The organism is Chitinibacter sp. FCG-7 (genome assembly GCF_040047665.1).
In the GTDB taxonomy this organism is placed as follows: domain Bacteria; phylum Pseudomonadota; class Gammaproteobacteria; order Burkholderiales; family Chitinibacteraceae; genus Chitinibacter; species Chitinibacter mangrovi.
In genome coordinates, this window is record NZ_CP157355.1 from 2,413,085 (window position 1) to 2,430,931 (window position 17,847).

The window sequence follows — 17,847 nt, forward strand, 5'->3', positions numbered from 1 at the left end:
TGGGTTTGGGTTCAAGCGTGTTGAACGTTTGTACTATAAACGCTGCAGAGTGCAATGCACGTTGCTCTGTTGAGTGGCGTGGTGTGAGCGCTTCACCATTGAACTATCGCTTTTATGGGGGCGCTCGCAATCTTGAATTTATCCAATATTTTAGGGGTAGCTCCGACCCTAAGCAGACTGCTTAATCACCATCAATGATCTTAGTGATATTTTTAATAGAACTACCAGAAAGTCCAAAATCTTCTCCTGGGTCTTTCTCGCTCGGATATGTGCCAGAAGACTTTTCTTCTTGGCGATGAATGGCCAAAACAACAATGGCGCCAACCAAGGGCAAGAACCAAACAAATATTAGCTGTGTAATTTTTTGTGTTTTCTCGGAGAAGGCGTCTCGAAAAACTAAAAGAGTGGCTTTGACATTGAGCCAAATCGGGACTGTAACAACAACTAATAGCAAAACAATTTCCATGAGCTTCTACCTAACTATTAATCAGGTCTCACTAGTTGAGGCCTAACTCAAGCGGTGATGGCCTAGCTGTTGATTTTTATGAGTTATATGTTGGGTAAGCGATAACCGAAAGGTAGTTTACCGTAGTCACCTAAGTCGCATTACTCTCAGGCAGATTTGTGCAATACACAAATAGTCCGTTTCTGGCCGACTGCGGCCTCTGACTTAGTTTAATCCACTCCCTGTTTCCAAGCAGCATTGGCCTTTGGATTGGGGGGTAAATCGAGCAATATTTTGTGGCTACTAAGCTTGCGGGTCTTTGGCCATTAAATTGCGCTCAAAATTCACCAAATCTGCCCCTGCTTTAATCGAATACAGCTGTGCAAAGCGGCCGCCTGAGGCGGCTTTCTCTTCGTGGGCTTCAAACATTTCACTCGCTTCAATGCGCCGCATCAGGCTTTTGCGCTGGATGGGTTTTTCAATGATGGTTTCGATCACTTGCTGCAATTGGGCGATGGTAAAGCGCTCGGGCAGGCAGAAGGCGGGGATCATTGAGTACAGCGTTTTTTGTTGCAGCCGCGCTTGCGCTAGCGCGATGATGTGGGCGTGATCGAAGGCGAGGGTGTATTGCGGCAAATCCTGCACTGCAATCCACTGCGCCAGCGCCACGCTGGCGATCTTGGGGCTGACATTCTGGTGGGCGACGAGCGCGTAGTAGGCCAGTGTGACGCTATAGCCGCGCGGATCGCGCTGTGCGCCTGAAATCACTTGTAGCTGCTCCAGATATTGCGGCGTAAAGCCGGTTTTATCGCGCAATTTGCGGTGAGCGGTGGCGTCGGTGTTGGCATCCTGATCGACATCGACAAAACCGCCGGGCAGTGCCCACAGGCCAAGAAAAGGCACTTCGGCGCGTTGCACCAACAGCACTTTGAGTGTGTTGTCGTGTACCGTGAACAGCGTGCTATCGACGGTGAATAGTGGGTTTTTATACGCCATGGCAGAGTATCGCTTGGTTAGTGTCTGAGAGACATTTTAGCGAACAAAGTCATAAAGACCAATGCGCTTGTGCTGGGGCTCTGATGTTGTCTGCTCAGTGATTTTCAACACAGTAAAAAAGTGGCACTGAAAAAACGTTTGACATAGTGTCTCTGCGACACTAATATCAACTCATCGCAAGAGAGTACGCAATTACAAGGTGATGTCAGATTTTGAAGTGAATGCTGGCGTTTGTTTGTGAATATGCTTACGATCTGCGGTGGATAAGGAGACGGTGATGAGCTGCAATAATGTGCAATCTAGCTATGATTTACCCGCGCAAGGCGCGGCGGCGCAAGCCTTAAAGCTGTTTCAATTTGGTAGCGGCGAGCAGCATGTGCAGGTGTTAAAACAGAGCGCAGCGCGTGTGCAAATTCGCTATCGCTACACCGGCGATGCATCGATCATGCAGTTGCTATTGCTGACCGATGCACTCAAACGCCAAGGTGCGAGCGAGATTGATTTGCTGATTCCGTACTTTCCCGGTGCGCGGCAAGACCGAGTGTGCAATGACGGCGAGGCTTTGTCGGTGAAGGTGTATGCCGATTTGATTAACCAGCAGCGTTATCGCCAAGTCACTTTGTTTGACCCGCACAGCGATGTGGTCGTCGCCTTGCTCGATCGGGCGCAAGTGGTCAAAAACTACGCATTGATTGAACGAGTACTCAGCCAGCTGGGTAATGATGTATTGCTGGTCTCTCCCGACGCGGGTGCGAATAAAAAGGTGTTTGCGCTGGCGACGCACTTGGGTGGTTTACCGGTGATTCGCGCCGACAAAATTCGTGATGTGCGCAACGGTGCGATTGTCGATACCGAGGTGTTTTGTGGTGATTTATCCGGCAAAACCGCGCTGATCGTCGACGATATTTGCGCCGGTGGCCGCACCTTTATCGAGCTGGCGAAAAAGCTGAAGCAGAAAAACTGCGCGCGCATCGTGCTGGCGGTATCGCATTTTGAAGGGACGGCGAATTTGCAGCTATTGGCAAACAGCGGCATCGACGCGGTGTACACCACCAACAGCATTAATAATTTAAGCAGTGATGACTTTTTAACCATTCAGGATATTTGGTCGCTAATGCCAACTAATCCATGCGAAGGAGAGCAACAATGAGACTCAACCCAGTTACCGCGATTGATGGCTATAAAGTCGATCACCGCCGTCAGTATCCGGACAATACCGAAATCATTTTTAGTAACCTCACCGCGCGCACCACGCGCCGCGATTACACCGATGAAATGGTGTTTTTCGGCCTGCAGCACTTTGTAAAAGATTTTCTGATCGAGAGCTGGAATAAAGATTTTTTCCAACAACCGAAAGACGAAGTGATTCGCCGTTTTGCGCGCCGGATTAATAATTATCTGGGCCCGAACAATGTCGGCACGCAGCACATTGCCGATCTGCACGACTTGGGCTACTTGCCGATCAAAATTATGGCGCTGCCCGAAGGCACGGTTTACCCAGTGCGCTTGCCGTGCTTGGTGATTTACAACACCGACGAGCGTTTTTTCTGGCTGACTAATTATCTGGAAACGATTTTATCGACCAACATCTGGGGTATGTGCACCAGTGCCACAACTGCACACGAGTACAAGAAGATACTCACCCAATATGCTTTGGAAACCGATGGCAGCACCGAGTTTGTGAATTGGCAAGGCCACGATTTTAGCTTCCGTGGCATGTTTGGCGCCGAAGCGGCGATGATGAGCGGCGCAGCCCACTTGCTCAGCTTTACCGGTACCGACACGATTCCGGCGATTGATTTTCTGGAAGACTACTACGGCGCCAATAGCGATCTGGAGCTGGTCGGCGGCAGCGTGGCGGCGACCGAACACTCGGTGATGTGTGCGGGTGGCATGGATAATGAGCTGGAAACTTTCCGCCGCCTGATCGAAGACATTTACCCGGAAGGGATTGTTAGCATCGTGTCCGATTCATGGGATTTCTGGCAGGTGATGACCGACTTTACCGTGCGCCTGAAAGACAAAATCTTGGCGCGCAACGGCAAAGTGGTGTTCCGTCCTGATTCGGGCGATCCGGTGAAAGTGATTTGCGGCGATGCCGATGCGCCCGTTGGCAGCCCCGAATACAAAGGTGCGGTGGAATGCTTGTGGGATGTGTTTGGTGGTACAACGACGAGTCAGGGTTACAAATTGCTCGACGCACATGTTGGCGTGATTTATGGTGATTCGATCACGTTTGAGCGGGCGCGCGCAATTTGCGCTGGCTTAAAAGCCAAAGGCTTTGCGTCGACCAATATCGTGTTTGGCATCGGCAGCTATACCTATCAGTATGTAACGCGTGACACCGACGGTTTTGCCGTGAAAGCCACCTTTGCCAAAGTAGCAGGGCAAGATCGCGAGATTTTCAAAGCACCGAAAACCGGCGACGGCACTAAAAACTCGGCCAAAGGCTTGGTGGCCGTGTACAAAAACGCAGAGGGTAAGCTGTATCTGAAAGATCAAGCCACTTGGGATGAAGTGAATCAGTGTGAATTTATCCCGGTGTTTGAAAATGGCCGCTTGCTCAATGAAACCACGCTGGCTCAAGTGCGTGCCCGACTGGCGGCGACACTGTAAATTGATCCATGCATGGACAATGCAAAAGCCCTGCAGCTGCAGGGCTTTTTATTGGGTATAGCCTTATAAGCAATATCCTGATTGGGTTGTGGCAATATACCTGATGGTGTATTTCAAGTAGGCAAAAAAATACCCGCCATCCTGAAGATGGCGGGTAAAAGATACTGTGGTTTAACAGTACAAGCGTAATTGGTTGTTCGCTGAGGATTAGATTGCAGACTGACGCAATTGCTCCAGAATCGCTGGGTTTTCCAGAGTGGAAGTATCCGCAGTAATTTCCAGGCCTTTAGCGATGTCACGCAACAGGCGACGCATGATCTTACCTGAGCGAGTTTTTGGCAGATTGTCGCCAAAACGGATCTCGTCTGGCTGAGCAATCTTACCGATTTCGTGAGCTACCCATTCACGCAGCTCTTTAGCGATACGTTTAGCGTCTTCACCTTCTGGGCGAGCGCCTTTCAGTACCACATAGGCAACGACTGATTCGCCTTTGATATCGTGTGGTTTGCCCACGACGGCGGCTTCTGCTACCAGTGGGTTGGCAACCAGTGCTGACTCGATTTCCATCGTGCCGAGGCGGTGGCCTGATACGTTCAATACGTCGTCAATCCGGCCCATGATCCAGATGTAGCCATTCTCGTCGCGGTGCGCCGAGTCGCCTGCCAGATACAATTTGCCGTTGTAGTCGTCCGGGAAGTAGGTTTTCTTGAAGCGATCTGCATCGCCCCAGATATTGCGCACCATCGATGGCCATGGTTTGCTCACCACGAGGAAACCACCTTTGCCCAGATCAACTTGTGCGCCAGATTCATCCACGATGTCGGCCATAATGCCTGGGATTGGCAAGGTGCAAGAGCCTGGTTTAGTCGCAACTGCACCTGGCAGTGGGGCGATCATATTGCAGCCGGTTTCTGTCTGCCACCACGTATCGACGATAGGGCAGCGGCTACCGCCAACCACTTCGTAGTACCACATCCAAGCTTCTGGGTTGATCGGTTCACCCACGGTGCCCAATAGGCGTAGTGACGACAGATCATATTTCTTCGGCAAATCGCCACCGAGTTTGATCAATGAGCGGATCGCCGTTGGCGCGGTGTAGAACGTTGTGACTTCGTGTTTTTCAATCATTTGCCAGAAGCGCGAAGCATCTGGGTAAGTTGGCACGCCTTCAAATACAACTTGCGTCGCGCCGATGCCTAATGGACCGTAGGCGATGTAAGAGTGGCCAGTAATCCAGCCCACGTCGGCCGTGCACCAGTAAACGTCGGTTTCTTTGTAGTCGAATACCCATTTCATCGTCACTTGCGTACCGAGCAGGTAGCCTGCTGATGAGTGTTGAATCCCTTTTGGCTTACCGGTAGAGCCTGAGGTGTAGAGGATGAACAGTGGGTGTTCAGCTTCAACCCATTCTGGCTCGCACGTGTCGGCTTGGTCTTTCACCAGTTTGTGCCACCAGATATTGCGCTCTTCGTTCCAGTGTTCTGGTTTGGTGCTAGTGCGTTGGAACACCACCACTTTGGATACTGACTCGCAACCACCCAAGCCCAAGGCTTCATCGGTGATTGATTTCAGCGGCGTCGCTTTGCCGCCACGCACTGTTTCGTTGGCCGTGATCACGACTTTGGCTTGTGCGTCCTGAATACGGTCGCGCAATGCGCCAGCCGAGAAGCCGCCGAATACTACTGAGTGAATCGCACCGATACGCGCACATGCTTGCATCGCTACCACAGCTTCAATCGTGTGTGGCATGTAGATCACCACGCGGTCGCCCTTAGTAACGCCGAGTGATTTCAGACCATTGGCGAATTGGCAAACGCGGTGATACAGCTCGCGGTAGGTGATGCGAGTCACCGAGCCGTCGTCGGCTTCAAAAATAATCGCTACTTTATTGGCTTTGGTTTCTAGATGGCGGTCGATACAGTTGTACGACACATTCATCACGCCATCTTCAAACCATTTGTAGAACGGCGCGTTATCGCTGTTCAGAATCTTGGTGAAGGGTTTTTTCCAGTCGAGCATGGACTTGGCCAAGTCGCCCCAGAAGCCTTCGTAATCGTTGTTCGCTTTTTCGCACAGCGCGTTGTAGCCTTCCATGCCGGAAACGGTGGCGTTGACGCGGAAATCATCCGATGGCGGAAATGAACGGGTTTCTTTCAAAACAGAATCGATACCACTCATGCTGTGTACTCCTGCAAGCCAAGTTAAAAACAGTTGGTGAAAATTGGTACCGTGACTGTATGCCTGCGCCAAAATCAAAGCCAATTGTCTTTTCTGATGTGGCAAATCAATCTGGCTGATGCTGGATGTAAGTGCCTGTAAATTAAGCGCTATTAGGGTTTTTACTTAGCTTTAGGAAGATCATCGCGGCCATCAGTGCGTCATTCAGTGGGTCGTGCCGCGCCAGAGCGGGTAGATCCAGCGTGTGCAAAATCCGCTCCAGCCGTAGATCCACTTCCGGGCTATAGGCGCTGACCATGCGGTCGTAATACAGGCCCGATACATCAATGGCGCGGTTGGGCAAGGCGATTCCCAGCCACGGTTTGAGCTGGCGATTGATCACTGCCAGATCAAACTCCAGATAGTAGCCTATGATCGGGCGCGAGCCGATGAAGTGCAGTAGCTGGCTGAGCGCGTCGTCCATCGCCAGCCCTTGCGCTACGTCCTGCGCGCGCAAGCCGTGGATGGGGATGCTTTTAGGATCGAGCGCGCCGCTGGGCTTGATCAGTAGCGATAAAGCATCCGACAGCTCGATCCGTCTGCCCGAAATGCGTACCGCGGCGATGCTGATGATTTCGGCATTTCTGGGGTCAAGGCTGCTGGTCTCGCAATCGATGCTGACCCATTCCTGTGCCGGTTCGCCTGCCAATAGAAAATCAAATTCGGCTTTGAGTAGCCGCGCTCTAAGCCAGCGTTGCCGCCAGTAGCGTAGCGATAGCTGGCTTGGTGCCGGGATTGGGCGCTGGCTCATAGCTGATCCAGTTTGAAATGGTGGCGCAGCAGGGAACGAAACTGCTTAACAACGCCGAGTGCGTCTTTGAGTAGCTCGCGCTCCAATGCTGTCAGCTGCGCCGGGTCGATCAGGTTCACCGCCTGCCGCCCGGCGGCTTGCGCCTGCAGGCCGTATTTAAGCTGCAAGCCTTGCAAAAAGCCCAGCGTTTCAGCCAGATCCTGAGCCAGCGAATGGCTGATCACGGTGCCGCCGCTTAAAGCGGCCAGCCGCAGATAGCTATTGCGAGGCTCGATGCCTGCCTCCAGCGCCAGGCTGCGCAAGCCGTGCGTGATCGGAAAAATCCCGCCTTTTTTTAAATCCAGCAGGTGATCATCAGCATGGGTCAGCAGGCGGGAGAACAGCCCCAGCGGGCTGGGAAACTGCTCTATTGCGCGTGCGAAATGCGCCATAAAGGAGGTATTGCCATCAAGCCAGCGCTTTAGATGGTTTTTCAGCTCATACAGTAGGGTAGTATTTCCGGTGACTGCTGTGCCGTCAATCCAGATGGCCAGTTGCATCAATTGCTTGCTATCGGGCGAATAAGTCCAGGCGTCAATTTGCTGCTTAAAGCCGCTAACGCTAAGTCGCCATGCCGGATTGCTGATCATGATCTGGCCGGGGCAGGGCGGGTAGCCCAATGCAAGCAAGGTGGCGTTAAATTGTGCACACACGCTGGCCAGCTCGGGGTGCTCATAGCCATCGGCAATAATCAGCGCATTATCCTGATCGGTGCGCAAAATCTGCTCGCCGCGTCCTTCCGAGCCCAGCGCGAGCAGGCAGACGTGCTCCAGCATTCCCGCCGGTGCCAGCAGCGCAAATAGTTTGGCGAGTAGTTTTTGCCGCAGCTCGCCAATCAGCTCGGCAATCAGCGTTACTTTCATGCCGCTCTGCTGAAATAGCTGGATCAAGGGCGTGAATCGCGCTGAAACCTGTTTGAGTTCGTCGATGCTGTTGGCGCGCTCGATCTGCACGCCAAGGCTGTGCGGATTGTTGGCTAGACAAGCGAGCAAATCGAGTTGTTCGAGTACGCCGCTGATTTCGCCATTTTGGGCGATCAAGACCCGGTGAATGCCGTGGCGCATCATTAGAATCATGGCCTGATGCAGGGTGGCATCCGGCTCGACCGTATGCAGCCTGAAGCTGGCATGATCGGCCGCGTGCGTTGTTGCGGGCACCAGACCCTGACTGACCAGCTGGCATAAATCGCTCTGGGTGAAAATGCCGCAGCCTTGCGCCGTTTTGATCAGCACCGAGCTGGCATGTTTGGCCTGCAGCATTTGCGCCGCATCGAGTACGCTGGCGTCGGCTGGCAGATAAAACACCGGGCTGGCGCAGGCGTCGCGCACGCGCGTTAGCATTAGCGTGGCCTGGCTGAGCTGGTGCGGGCTGGGCGACAATTCGGCCATTCGGCGCGCGACGTCCTGATAAAAATAGGCAGCAAAGGTGGTATTGCGCTGGCTCAGCTGCAAAATGGCTTCGCGCGGAATGCGCCACAGCAGTGTGTCTTCGCGGGCGCTGAAAGCGTGGGCGCAGCGGCCTTCCAGCAGCGCCTTGCCATCAAATAATTCGTGTTCGGCAATCGGCACATCGTGATCGGCTCCGCCTGTGACCAGCCCTTTCATTACCACGTACAGCGCCAGCATCGGGCTGCCTGCCTCGATGATCGTGCTGCCTGCGGCATGATATTCAATATCTATCTGCCGGATTAGCTCGCTGCCTTCAACCGGCGTGAGAGTATCGAAAGGTGGGTAGGAAAAATCGAGCGCGCCTGGCATCGCCAACTCCTGCGGTGAAGTGAAGCAAGACAACACATAAAAAAGCGCCCCAGCGTGAATCACGAATGGGGCGCAGGTTTTATTGCAAGGTATATCGCTAGATTAGTGTTCTGATGCGCCTTCTGCACCAATACCCGTCATCGAGCGGATAAACTGCGCTTTGAATTTGCCACGTTCCAGCTGAGCCCGGGCGCTGTTGTCCGTCACCGAGAACAGCCAGGTGAAGAAGAACGCTGCAGTCATTGAGAACAAGGCTGGGTTTTTGTACGCAAACAGCTCAGAGCCTTTGGCATGACCGAGTACGTCTACCCACACCGTTGGTCCCAAGATAATCAGCACGACCGCCGAGATCAGGCCGATTGCGCCACCCCACACTGCACCACGCGTGGTGAGGTTTTTCCAGAACATCGACAAGATCAGCACTGGGAAGTTGGCCGATGCCGCGATTGAGAAGGCCAGGCCGACCATAAAGGCGATATTCTGTTTCTCGAAAATAATACCGAGTAGCATGGCGACGATCCCCAGTGCAACGGTGGTCATTTTCGATACGCGAATCTCGTCGGCTTCATTGGCTTTGCCTTTCTTGATGACCGAGGCGTACAGATCGTGCGATACCGCCGAAGCGCCCGAGAGCGTCAAGCCAGCTACTACCGCCAGAATGGTGGCAAAGGCTACCGCAGAAATAAAGCCCAGGAACAAGTCACCACCCACAGCAGCCGACAAATGCACCGCCGCCATATTCGAGCCGCCAATCAGCGCGCCCGTGGCATCCTTGAACGCCGGATTGGTCGCAACCAGCACGATTGCGCCAAAGCCGATGATAAAGGTCAGGATGTAGAAGTAGCCAATAAAGCCGGTGGCGTAGAACACCGATTTACGGGCTTCTTTGGCATCCGATACGGTAAAGAAACGCATCAGGATGTGCGGTAGACCTGCCGTACCAAACATCAGCGCCAGGCCGAGCGAAATGGCATCAATCGGGTTGGAAACCAGACCACCGGGGGCCATGATGTCCGATTTGGCCGCTTTGGCGGCGTTCTCGGCTGCGGTGGCTGCTGAGGCGAGCGCTGCTGAAGCGTCAGGCGCATTGGCGGCCACTGCAACTGCTGCTGCTTCCGAGGCTACCGCCGCTTTGGCTGTCAGAGCCTGAGCACCAGCCTGTTTGACTTCGACTGCTTGCTGGAACAGCGTTTCAAAGCTGAACCCGGCGTGCTTCATCACCATAAAGGCCATGAATGAAGCACCAGACAGCAGCAGAATGGCTTTGATAATCTGTACCCATGTCGTCGCCAGCATGCCGCCGAAAGTGACGTACAGAATCATCAGAATGCCGACCAGAATCACGGCGTAGGTGTAGTCCAGACCGAACAGCAGCTGGATCAGCTTGCCCGCACCCACCATCTGGGCGATCAGGTACAGCGCCACCACGACTAGCGTACCGGTTGCAGCAAAAACGCGTACCGGCGTTTGCGACAGGCGATATGAGGCCACATCGGCAAAGGTGTATTTACCCAGGTTACGCAGGCGTTCGGCGACCATAAAGGTAATCACCGGCCAGCCGACCAGAAAGCCGATTGAGTAAATCAGGCCGTCGTAACCGGTGGTAAAGACCATCGCCGAAATGCCAAGGAAGGACGCTGCCGACATATAGTCACCAGCAATCGCCAGGCCATTTTGAAAGCCGGTAATGCCACCACCCGCGGCGTAAAAGTCTTTGGCCGAGCGCGTACGGCGCGCTGCCCAATACGTAATCCCCAGCGTGAAAGCGACAAAAGCCAGAAACATCACAATGGCGTGAACATTCAGGCTGCGTTTCTCGACTGCACCTTCAATGGCACCCGCTGCCCAGCTTGGCATGCTGCTCATCAGCATGACTGCGGCAAATGTGCCCGCCAAACCCAGTTTTTGTAGTAGTGATTTCATTTTTTAGCGTCCTCAACGACTTCACGGGTCAGTTGGTCAAATTCGGTATTGGCGCGGCGCACATAAATACCGGTGAGGACAAAAGCCGAGATAATGACAAAAATGCCAACCGGGATGCCCCAGGTGGTGACGCCATTGCCAATCGGGGTGCCCAGTGTTGCAGGTGAAAAAGCGATGAGCAAAATAAAGCCGTAGTAAATCACCAGCATCGCGATGGTCAGCATCCAGGAAAATCTGGCGCGAGTGGCCACGAGGGCGTGAAATTTCGGATTATTCTGGACGCGTTCAATCATTGAATCATGCATACGCTGCCTCCTGTGTAGTGTAAAAAGCTGTTGCTTAGCTATTTCCACAGCTAATGTAAGTCTTTGTTACGCCATGACGCCAATTGCTTTTTCTGATGTGAGGAATCAGCGTAATTTATGTCTGGTTGCACAGGGCTTACTTTGTTGTTTGTAATCAAAGATTTTTAACTACATTTTGCGGCAAGCTTTATGGCGCGATGGATTGGCTTTGGGGGATAATTGCGCTTATGGAACTCTATCAACTACGAACTTTTGTGACCGTGGCGCAACAAGGGCATCTGACTCAGGCTGCTGAATTGTTGCACTTATCCCAACCCGCCGTGACGGCGCAAATTAAAGCGCTGGAAGAGCAATTTGGCCTGGCCTTATTTGAGCGCTACCCCGGCGGCGTATCGCTCACCGAGGCGGGCAAATTGCTATTGCCTGAAGCCGAGCAGATTCTGGCGCAAGCGCGGGATTTGCTGCACAAGGCCAAAACCCTGCAAGGCGAGCCCAAAGGCAAGGTCCGCATCGGCACCATTGGCGTCCCTGCACGCTTGCGGCTGGGTTCATGGTTGTCGCTATTGCGGGACACTTTTCCGCTGATTACTGTGCAAACCACGCACGGTATTTCCGTTAGTATTTTGAACGAAGTACGTAAAAAGTCGCTGGATGGCGGTTTTTATCTGGGGCGCAACCCGTATCAGAATGTGATGACGCTGCCGCTGGACGAGATTGGTTTTTGTATAGCCTTACCTGTTTCAATGGCGGCTGAATATCAGAATGCCGATTGGCCCAAGCTCGGTGATGCGCCGTGGCTGGGTTTGTCGCAGTACACCAGTCTGGCCGATATTTCGCAGGAATTGTGGCGCAGCCATAATCTGGCGCCGAAAGTGGTGGGTGAATTTGACGAGGAGGCGACGCTGCTGGAGTTGATCAAATCCGGCGTCGGGATCGGTATTCTGGCCGAGCGCACGGCGCAACGCTTTGCGTCGGATGGCTCGATTGTGTTGTGGCGCGGTGGAGAGGTGGTGACTCGTGCGCCGCTGCAGTTTATCTACTCGGGCGATAGGGTGTCTGACCCAATGATGCACAAGTTGTGCGCAACGCTGAAAACAATCTGGAATCTGGAATAGCCAGCAGGGTATATGCCGCTAAACCATGTGGGGTGTTTGCTACAAGGCAATACCTATTGATTGGTAAAGACTTTGGGCAAACAAAAACCCCGCCGAGGCGGGGTTTCGAGTATGGTCACCAGCACTGAATTACTTCAGTTTGGTTTCCTTGTAGATCACGTGCTTGCGAGCAACGGGATCGAACTTCTTGATTTCCATCTTTTCTGGCATGGTACGTTTGTTTTTGGTCGTCGTGTAGAAATGACCAGTACCTGCAGAAGATTCGAGCTTGATCTTATCGCGCATCTTAAATTACCTCGGAATTATAGTTCGCCGCGGGCGCGCAAGTCAGCCAATACTACGTCGATGCCTTTCTTGTCGATCAGGCGCAACGCAGCGTTAGAAACACGCAAACGGATGAAACGGTTTTCGCTCTCAACCCAGAAACGGCGTGATTGCAGATTCGGGAGGAAGCGGCGTTTTGTTTTGTTATTGGCGTGGGAAACGTTATTCCCGGTCATCGGGCCTTTGCCGGTGACTTTGCATACTCGTGCCATGATTCTTGTCCTAACGTCGGAACTGGAAAAGTCCACGTTTATATCACAGATCGCCCTTCGAGTTCAAGTCAAAGGTGCAAAATGCGGGGTTAATCGGAATAAGTGGTGCTTGCAGTGTTGTTCTGCGGTATCAATCTCACGCGACAGCAATGCTAGCTAAGTCGCCCATCCCGAAAGGTGTAGCCGCCTGTCTTTGGAGGGCGTGGCAGATTGGTGAACACATCTGCCTTTATTCACTGGCTGGCGCCAGTACAGTCCGGTTGCCGTTGGTTTCCATGGGGCTGACCAGACCTGCGCTTTCCATTTGTTCAATCAGACGCGCGGCGCGATTATACCCGATCCGCAGCTGCCTTTGCACAGAAGAAATCGATGCGCGGCGACTTTTCATGACGAATGCGACGGCTTCATCGTACAGCGGATCGGTTTCTTCGGTGCTGCCACCTGTGCTCAGCCCGCTATTGGCCGCGCCTTCAGCTTCAAAGCCGCCATTGAGAATACCGTCGATGTAATTGGGCTCGCCCATGGCTTTGAGCGAATCGACCACGCGATGCACTTCATCGTCGGCGACAAAAGCGCCATGCACGCGCAGCGGGTAGCCGCTGCCGGGCGGCAGGAACAACATATCACCTTGCCCCAGCAGCGCTTCGGCGCCCATTTGATCAAGGATGGTGCGACTATCAATTTTGCTGGAGACCTGAAACGCGAGGCGAGTCGGGATATTGGCCTTGATCAGGCCGGTAATGACGTCCACCGACGGGCGTTGCGTGGCCAAGATCAGGTGTATCCCCGCTGCACGCGCTTTTTGCGCCAGACGTGCAATTAATTCCTCGATTTTCTTGCCAGCGACCATCATCAGATCCGCAAACTCATCGACCACAACGACAATGAATGGCAAATGCTCCAATGGCTCAGGATCATCAGGCGTGAGCGTAAATGGATTGGTGAGTTTTTTGCCCGCTTTTTCTGCCTCTTTGATTTTCTGGTTGTAACCGGCCAGATTGCGCACGCCCAGGGCGCTGAGCAGGCGGTAGCGTTTTTCCATTTCGGCCACGCACCAGTTCAACGCATTGGCAGCCAGCTTCATATCGGTGACCACGGGCGCGAGCAAGTGCGGGATTTCGTCGTAAATCGACAGCTCCAGCATTTTCGGGTCGATCATGATAAAGCGCACTTCATCGGGCGTAGCTTTGTAAACCAGCGATAAAATCATTGCATTCACGCCGACTGATTTACCCGAGCCCGTCGTACCGGCCACCAGCATATGTGGCGCTTTGGCCAGATCGGTCACAATCGGTTTGCCGGTGATGTCTTTACCGAGCACCAAGGTCAGCTTGCTGGCCATCGCGTGATACGGCTCGCTCGACATGATTTCGGACAAGCGAATCATCTGGCGTGTCGGGTTAGGCAACTCCAAGCCCATATAGGTTTTGCCGGGAATCGTCTCCACCACGCGGATCGACACCAAGCCCAGCGCACGCGCCAAATCCTTCATTAGGTTGACAATCTGCGAGCCTTTTACGCCCACTGCGGGCTCGATTTCGTAGCGGGTAATTACCGGGCCTGGGTAGGCGGCGACCACTTTGACTTCAACGTTGAAATCGGCCAGCTTGCGCTCGATCAGCTGCGAGGTAAACTCCAGCGTTTCCTTGCTGATGCTTTCTTGTGCCACTGGTGCGGGGGCGAGCAACGCTAAGGACGGTAAGCTGCCGTCCCCCAGATTAACGCTCGCTGCGCTGGCTTTTTTGCTTACAGGTGCCGGGGCAGGGGGGAGCTCATCTTCGGCAAACAGCATCGGCTGCGCTGCCTGCTTGGCTTGCTGTTCCTGCTGTTTTTCCAGCTCTTTTTTCTCGCGCTCCAGTTTTTTGGCGACTGGTACTTCGCTCTGGTGCGGGGTAATAATCAGCGGTGCTTTGTCATCCTGTTTCTTTTTGGCCGCCATGACTTTCTGTTCGCGCTCTTTCTTGATCTCGCGCCCAATCCGGCGGTCTTGCGCGGCCTGAATGCCGTCAATGGTTTTGAAATAGGCCCATTCGCACGCCGCACCGATGTTTTCCATCACATTCAGCCAGGACAGGCCGGTAAACAGCGATACGCCCAAGCCCATGGTCGTGAGCAATAGCAAGGTTGCACCGCTAAAACCGAAAGTTTTCATCAGCCAGCCGCCCAGCGACAAACCCAGTATGCCGCCCGGCTTGTGCGGTAGCACGATGTCCAGGCTGTGCAAACGCAGCGCTTCAAGGCTGGCGCTGGACAGAATAATCAGCGCAAAGCCGGTGCAGGCCAGAAAAACCAGCGGCTTGGACGATTCGGTAATCCGGTCGATCCGGCGATAGCCCCATAAAATGGCGGCCAGACAAAACACCGTCCACCACCAGGCCGAAACGCCAAAAGTGTAGAGCAGCACATCCGCCAGCCACGCGCCAAAAGCGCCGCCCCGGTTGTGAATGAGCACTTCGGTGGCGCTGTGCGACCAGCCCGGATCGCCTCGGTGATAGCTGCTCAGTACGAGCAATAAATAGCCCAGCAGTACCACGAGCAAGAGCCACCATGATTCACGCAGCAAATTGGCTATCGGCGCGGGAAGCGCGGCACGCGTGGAGACATTCGGGACGTTTTTCTTGCGAAACAGTGGCATGGTGATGGGTCGTTGACTGAGCTTTCACGATTATAACGGCAAGCTCGGGCGGCGCAGCAGAAAAGCGATCAAGAGTCGGAGATTTAGTGAGGAACTGGCTGCTGTTCGCCGGGCAAGTCACGGTACTAATCAAGAAAGCGCTGTTGCCAGCCCAGATACAGCGCATATACCGCCTGATTGAAACTCTCTTTGTCGGCAAATTGCTGTGGTGAAATCGGCTCAAACACATGGTAGTGCACTACCGGATTAGGGCTGCTGGCCATGCGCCAGATTTTGGTCAGCAAATGCTCGCCGTTTTGCCATTCGAATTGGGCCTGCGCTTCGTGGTGCAAAAAGACCGGCAGGATGGGAACGCCGCTGGCGAGCGAGGTGGAAAAAGCGCCATACAGAAACCGTGGCGCGATGCGGCGACCTTTGCAACCGCCTTCCGGGTAGAGCGCAATATTATCGCCCGCCTGCACAGCCTCAATCAGCGCCTGCTGGGCGGCCTGACGCGAATCCTTGCTTTCGCGCTCGACAAACAGCGTCCCGGCTGCTTGAGCAATTTTGCCTACCAAAAACCAGTTTTTGACTTCGTGCTTGGCCAAGCTGCGGACCGGAAATAGTGCTGGAATGCCGATGTCTTCCAGCGCGGAGGGATGATTGGCAATCAGTATAAAATGCTGCGGCATCGCGCCCAGAAAATGCTGATGCAGGCGCAGCTCAACGCCTAGCGCCCGCACAAAACAGCGGCACCAGCTTTGAAATAAAGGGGGGTATATCTTGCCAAGCCAACTTGATGGCAGGATAGCGAGCAATACCATTGCGAGTGTAAAGATCGCCAAATCCAGCCAAGCCAGCGTGCGCAGCGCGATGCGCAATAAATACAGCATGATTTTTCCCCGGGGCGATGATGCTTTGACTATAGCGATTGCACAGGCGATGTGTTGGCAAGGCAGAGTTGCTGGGGCTTTACGTGATGAGTGGCGCGTAGGGTATATCTTCACAGGCTAATTAGTAATTAGCTTGCGAAGATATACCCTAGTGGTGCAAGAAGCCGGCTAGTTTGTTTTCCAGCAAGCGCGGGTTTTCGCCGTTGGCGATGGTGACCAGCCCTTCGGCGACCATTTCGCGGCGGCGAACTTCGAGCATGATGTAATACTTGAGTTTATTGGCCACCGGCAGGAAGAACAGATTGGCCGCGCCCACGCCGTAAATGGTTGCCACAAAGGCGACGGCAATCCCGGCGCCAAGCTTGGATGGGTCGGTCAGGTTTTCCATCACATGAATCAAACCCAGCACCGCGCCCAGAATGCCGAAGGTGGGCGAATAACCACCGGCAGATTCCCAGACTTTGGCCGCAGCCCGAGCCTGGTCTTCGTAGGCATCAATATCCAGCTCCAGCGCGCGGCGCACCATTTCAGGCTCCGCACCATCGACCACCATGGTCAGGCCGCGTTTGATGAAGGGATCTTTTTCGCTATTAAGATAAGCTTCCAGCGCCAGCAGGCCACCACGGCGCGCCTGATTGCCCCAGTTCATCAGCGTGGCGAGGATTTTGCGAAAATCCATGACTGGCGGCAGAAAAATCCAGCGCAGCATTTTAAGGCCAACCACAAAATGCCGCATTTCGGTTTGCACCATCACCGCGCCCATGGTGCCGCCGATGACGATGAAAAAGGCGGTAAATTGCACCAGCGAGCCAATCTGCCCGCCTTCGAGCCAGTGCCCGAGCACAATTGCCGACAGCCCCAGAATCAGGCCAAGTACGCTGATTTTATCCATTTAAGCTAGCCAGTCTTTGAGTTTGCCGCGCAGGCGTGCCACGGCTTGGGTGTGCAGCTGACAGACGCGCGATTCGGAAACGCCAAGCACTGCGCCGATTTCTTTCAGATTGAGTTCTTCGTCGTAGTACAGCGCCATTAGCAATTTTTCGCGCTCGGGCAAGAGGCCAATCGCTTCGATCAGATGGGAGCGGAAAGCGTCGTCGCTTAGAATATCAATCGGGTTGGCCGAATGATCGGCGGCGTACTGATCGAGCTGATCGTTTTCGCCGTCCACTTCGAAGTCTTCGTAATGCAGCAGCTGGTGGCCGCGCGCATCGCCCAGCATGCTTTGATATTCGTCGAGCGGGATATTGAGCGCTTGCGCCACTTCACCTTCGGCAGGATGACGCCCCAGCTGTTGCTCCAGCAACACAATCGCGCGTTCGATTTCGCGCATGTTTTTGCGGGCCTGCCGTGGCAGCCAGTCGGCACTGCGCAATTCATCGAGCATCGCGCCGCGAATTCGCTGGCTGGCGAAGGTTTCAAATTGCACGCCCGCTTCGGCGTCAAAATTGCGGGCCGCTTCCATTAGCCCCATCAGCCCGACCTGGATCAGATCGTCAACGTCCACACTGGCGGGCAATTTGCTCATCATGTGATACGCAATCTTGCGCACTAGCGGGGCGTGTTGCTGCACGCGATCTTCTTCGCTGCTGCTTTGGGTACTGCGATAGAGGGACAGGGCGCGGTGTGCTGACATGATGGAT

Annotated in this window: 16 protein-coding genes; 3 read left to right on the forward strand and 13 right to left on the reverse strand. The window is 53.9% G+C overall.

Annotation, left to right across the window (positions count from 1 at the left end):
- Positions 1-181: 181 nt before the first annotated feature.
- Positions 182-466, reverse strand: a complete 285-nt coding sequence (locus tag ABHF33_RS11380; RefSeq protein ID WP_348944075.1) for a hypothetical protein — start codon at positions 464-466, stop codon at positions 182-184.
- Between the two features lie 282 nt (positions 467-748).
- A complete protein-coding gene (locus ABHF33_RS11385) occupies positions 749-1,441 on the reverse strand; it encodes an NUDIX hydrolase (protein WP_348944076.1) in 693 nt (230 codons plus the stop codon).
- Between the two features lie 277 nt (positions 1,442-1,718).
- Between ABHF33_RS11385 and prs the strand changes: the two genes are divergently transcribed.
- Both prs and ABHF33_RS11395 read left to right on the forward strand, forming a co-directional pair.
- The gene (prs, locus tag ABHF33_RS11390; protein WP_348944077.1) at positions 1,719-2,591 is read left to right on the forward strand and encodes a ribose-phosphate diphosphokinase; all 873 of its coding nucleotides are present in this window, start codon (positions 1,719-1,721) and stop codon (positions 2,589-2,591) included.
- The gene (locus tag ABHF33_RS11395; protein WP_348944078.1) at positions 2,588-4,057 is read left to right on the forward strand and encodes a nicotinate phosphoribosyltransferase; all 1,470 of its coding nucleotides are present in this window, start codon (positions 2,588-2,590) and stop codon (positions 4,055-4,057) included. Before prs ends, ABHF33_RS11395 begins: the two co-directional genes overlap by 4 nt.
- A gap of 207 nt (positions 4,058-4,264) precedes the next feature.
- Here ABHF33_RS11395 and acs read toward each other — a convergent pair whose 3' ends face one another.
- The 5 genes from acs to ABHF33_RS11420 form a co-directional block, all read right to left on the reverse strand.
- The gene (gene acs, locus ABHF33_RS11400) at positions 4,265-6,235 is read right to left on the reverse strand and encodes an acetate--CoA ligase (RefSeq protein WP_348944079.1); all 1,971 of its coding nucleotides are present in this window, start codon (positions 6,233-6,235) and stop codon (positions 4,265-4,267) included.
- A gap of 142 nt (positions 6,236-6,377) precedes the next feature.
- Complete coding sequence (locus ABHF33_RS11405) at positions 6,378-7,025, reverse strand: 3'-5' exonuclease (protein WP_348944080.1); 648 nt, start codon at positions 7,023-7,025, stop codon at positions 6,378-6,380.
- A complete protein-coding gene (locus tag ABHF33_RS11410) occupies positions 7,022-8,821 on the reverse strand; it encodes a putative nucleotidyltransferase substrate binding domain-containing protein (RefSeq protein ID WP_348944081.1) in 1,800 nt (599 codons plus the stop codon). Before ABHF33_RS11410 ends, ABHF33_RS11405 begins: the two co-directional genes overlap by 4 nt.
- A gap of 102 nt (positions 8,822-8,923) precedes the next feature.
- Positions 8,924-10,744: a cation acetate symporter gene (locus ABHF33_RS11415; protein WP_348944082.1), complete on the reverse strand. Its 1,821-nt coding sequence runs from the start codon at positions 10,742-10,744 to the stop codon at positions 8,924-8,926.
- On the reverse strand, positions 10,741-11,049 hold the full coding sequence (locus tag ABHF33_RS11420; RefSeq protein ID WP_157315199.1) for a DUF485 domain-containing protein: 309 nt from the start codon (positions 11,047-11,049) through the stop codon (positions 10,741-10,743). Before ABHF33_RS11420 ends, ABHF33_RS11415 begins: the two co-directional genes overlap by 4 nt.
- Positions 11,050-11,276: 227 nt before the next feature.
- On the opposite strand from ABHF33_RS11420, the gene ABHF33_RS11425 reads away from it, so the two are divergent.
- On the forward strand, positions 11,277-12,164 hold the full coding sequence (locus ABHF33_RS11425; protein WP_157315211.1) for a LysR family transcriptional regulator: 888 nt from the start codon (positions 11,277-11,279) through the stop codon (positions 12,162-12,164).
- A 129-nt stretch (positions 12,165-12,293) separates the two neighbouring features.
- Here the strand turns inward: ABHF33_RS11425 and rpmG are convergent, their stop codons facing one another.
- From rpmG to ABHF33_RS11455, 6 genes are all read right to left on the reverse strand, one after another.
- Positions 12,294-12,449, reverse strand: coding sequence for a 50S ribosomal protein L33 (gene rpmG / locus ABHF33_RS11430; protein ID WP_028449594.1), 156 nt, complete (start codon positions 12,447-12,449; stop codon positions 12,294-12,296).
- 17 nt (positions 12,450-12,466) lie between these two features.
- Positions 12,467-12,700 carry a 50S ribosomal protein L28 gene (gene rpmB, locus ABHF33_RS11435; RefSeq protein WP_157315212.1) on the reverse strand — a complete coding sequence of 78 codons (234 nt, stop codon included), beginning with the start codon at positions 12,698-12,700 and terminating at the stop codon, positions 12,467-12,469.
- 229 nt (positions 12,701-12,929) lie between these two features.
- Positions 12,930-15,335 carry a DNA translocase FtsK gene (locus ABHF33_RS11440; protein ID WP_348944083.1) on the reverse strand — a complete coding sequence of 802 codons (2,406 nt, stop codon included), beginning with the start codon at positions 15,333-15,335 and terminating at the stop codon, positions 12,930-12,932.
- A 125-nt stretch (positions 15,336-15,460) separates the two neighbouring features.
- A complete protein-coding gene (locus tag ABHF33_RS11445) occupies positions 15,461-16,207 on the reverse strand; it encodes a lysophospholipid acyltransferase family protein (protein WP_348944084.1) in 747 nt (248 codons plus the stop codon).
- A gap of 148 nt (positions 16,208-16,355) precedes the next feature.
- A complete protein-coding gene (locus ABHF33_RS11450; RefSeq protein ID WP_348944085.1) occupies positions 16,356-17,099 on the reverse strand; it encodes a flagellar motor protein in 744 nt (247 codons plus the stop codon).
- On the reverse strand, positions 17,100-17,840 hold the full coding sequence (locus ABHF33_RS11455) for an RNA polymerase sigma factor FliA (RefSeq protein WP_348944086.1): 741 nt from the start codon (positions 17,838-17,840) through the stop codon (positions 17,100-17,102).
- Positions 17,841-17,847: the final 7 nt, after the last annotated feature.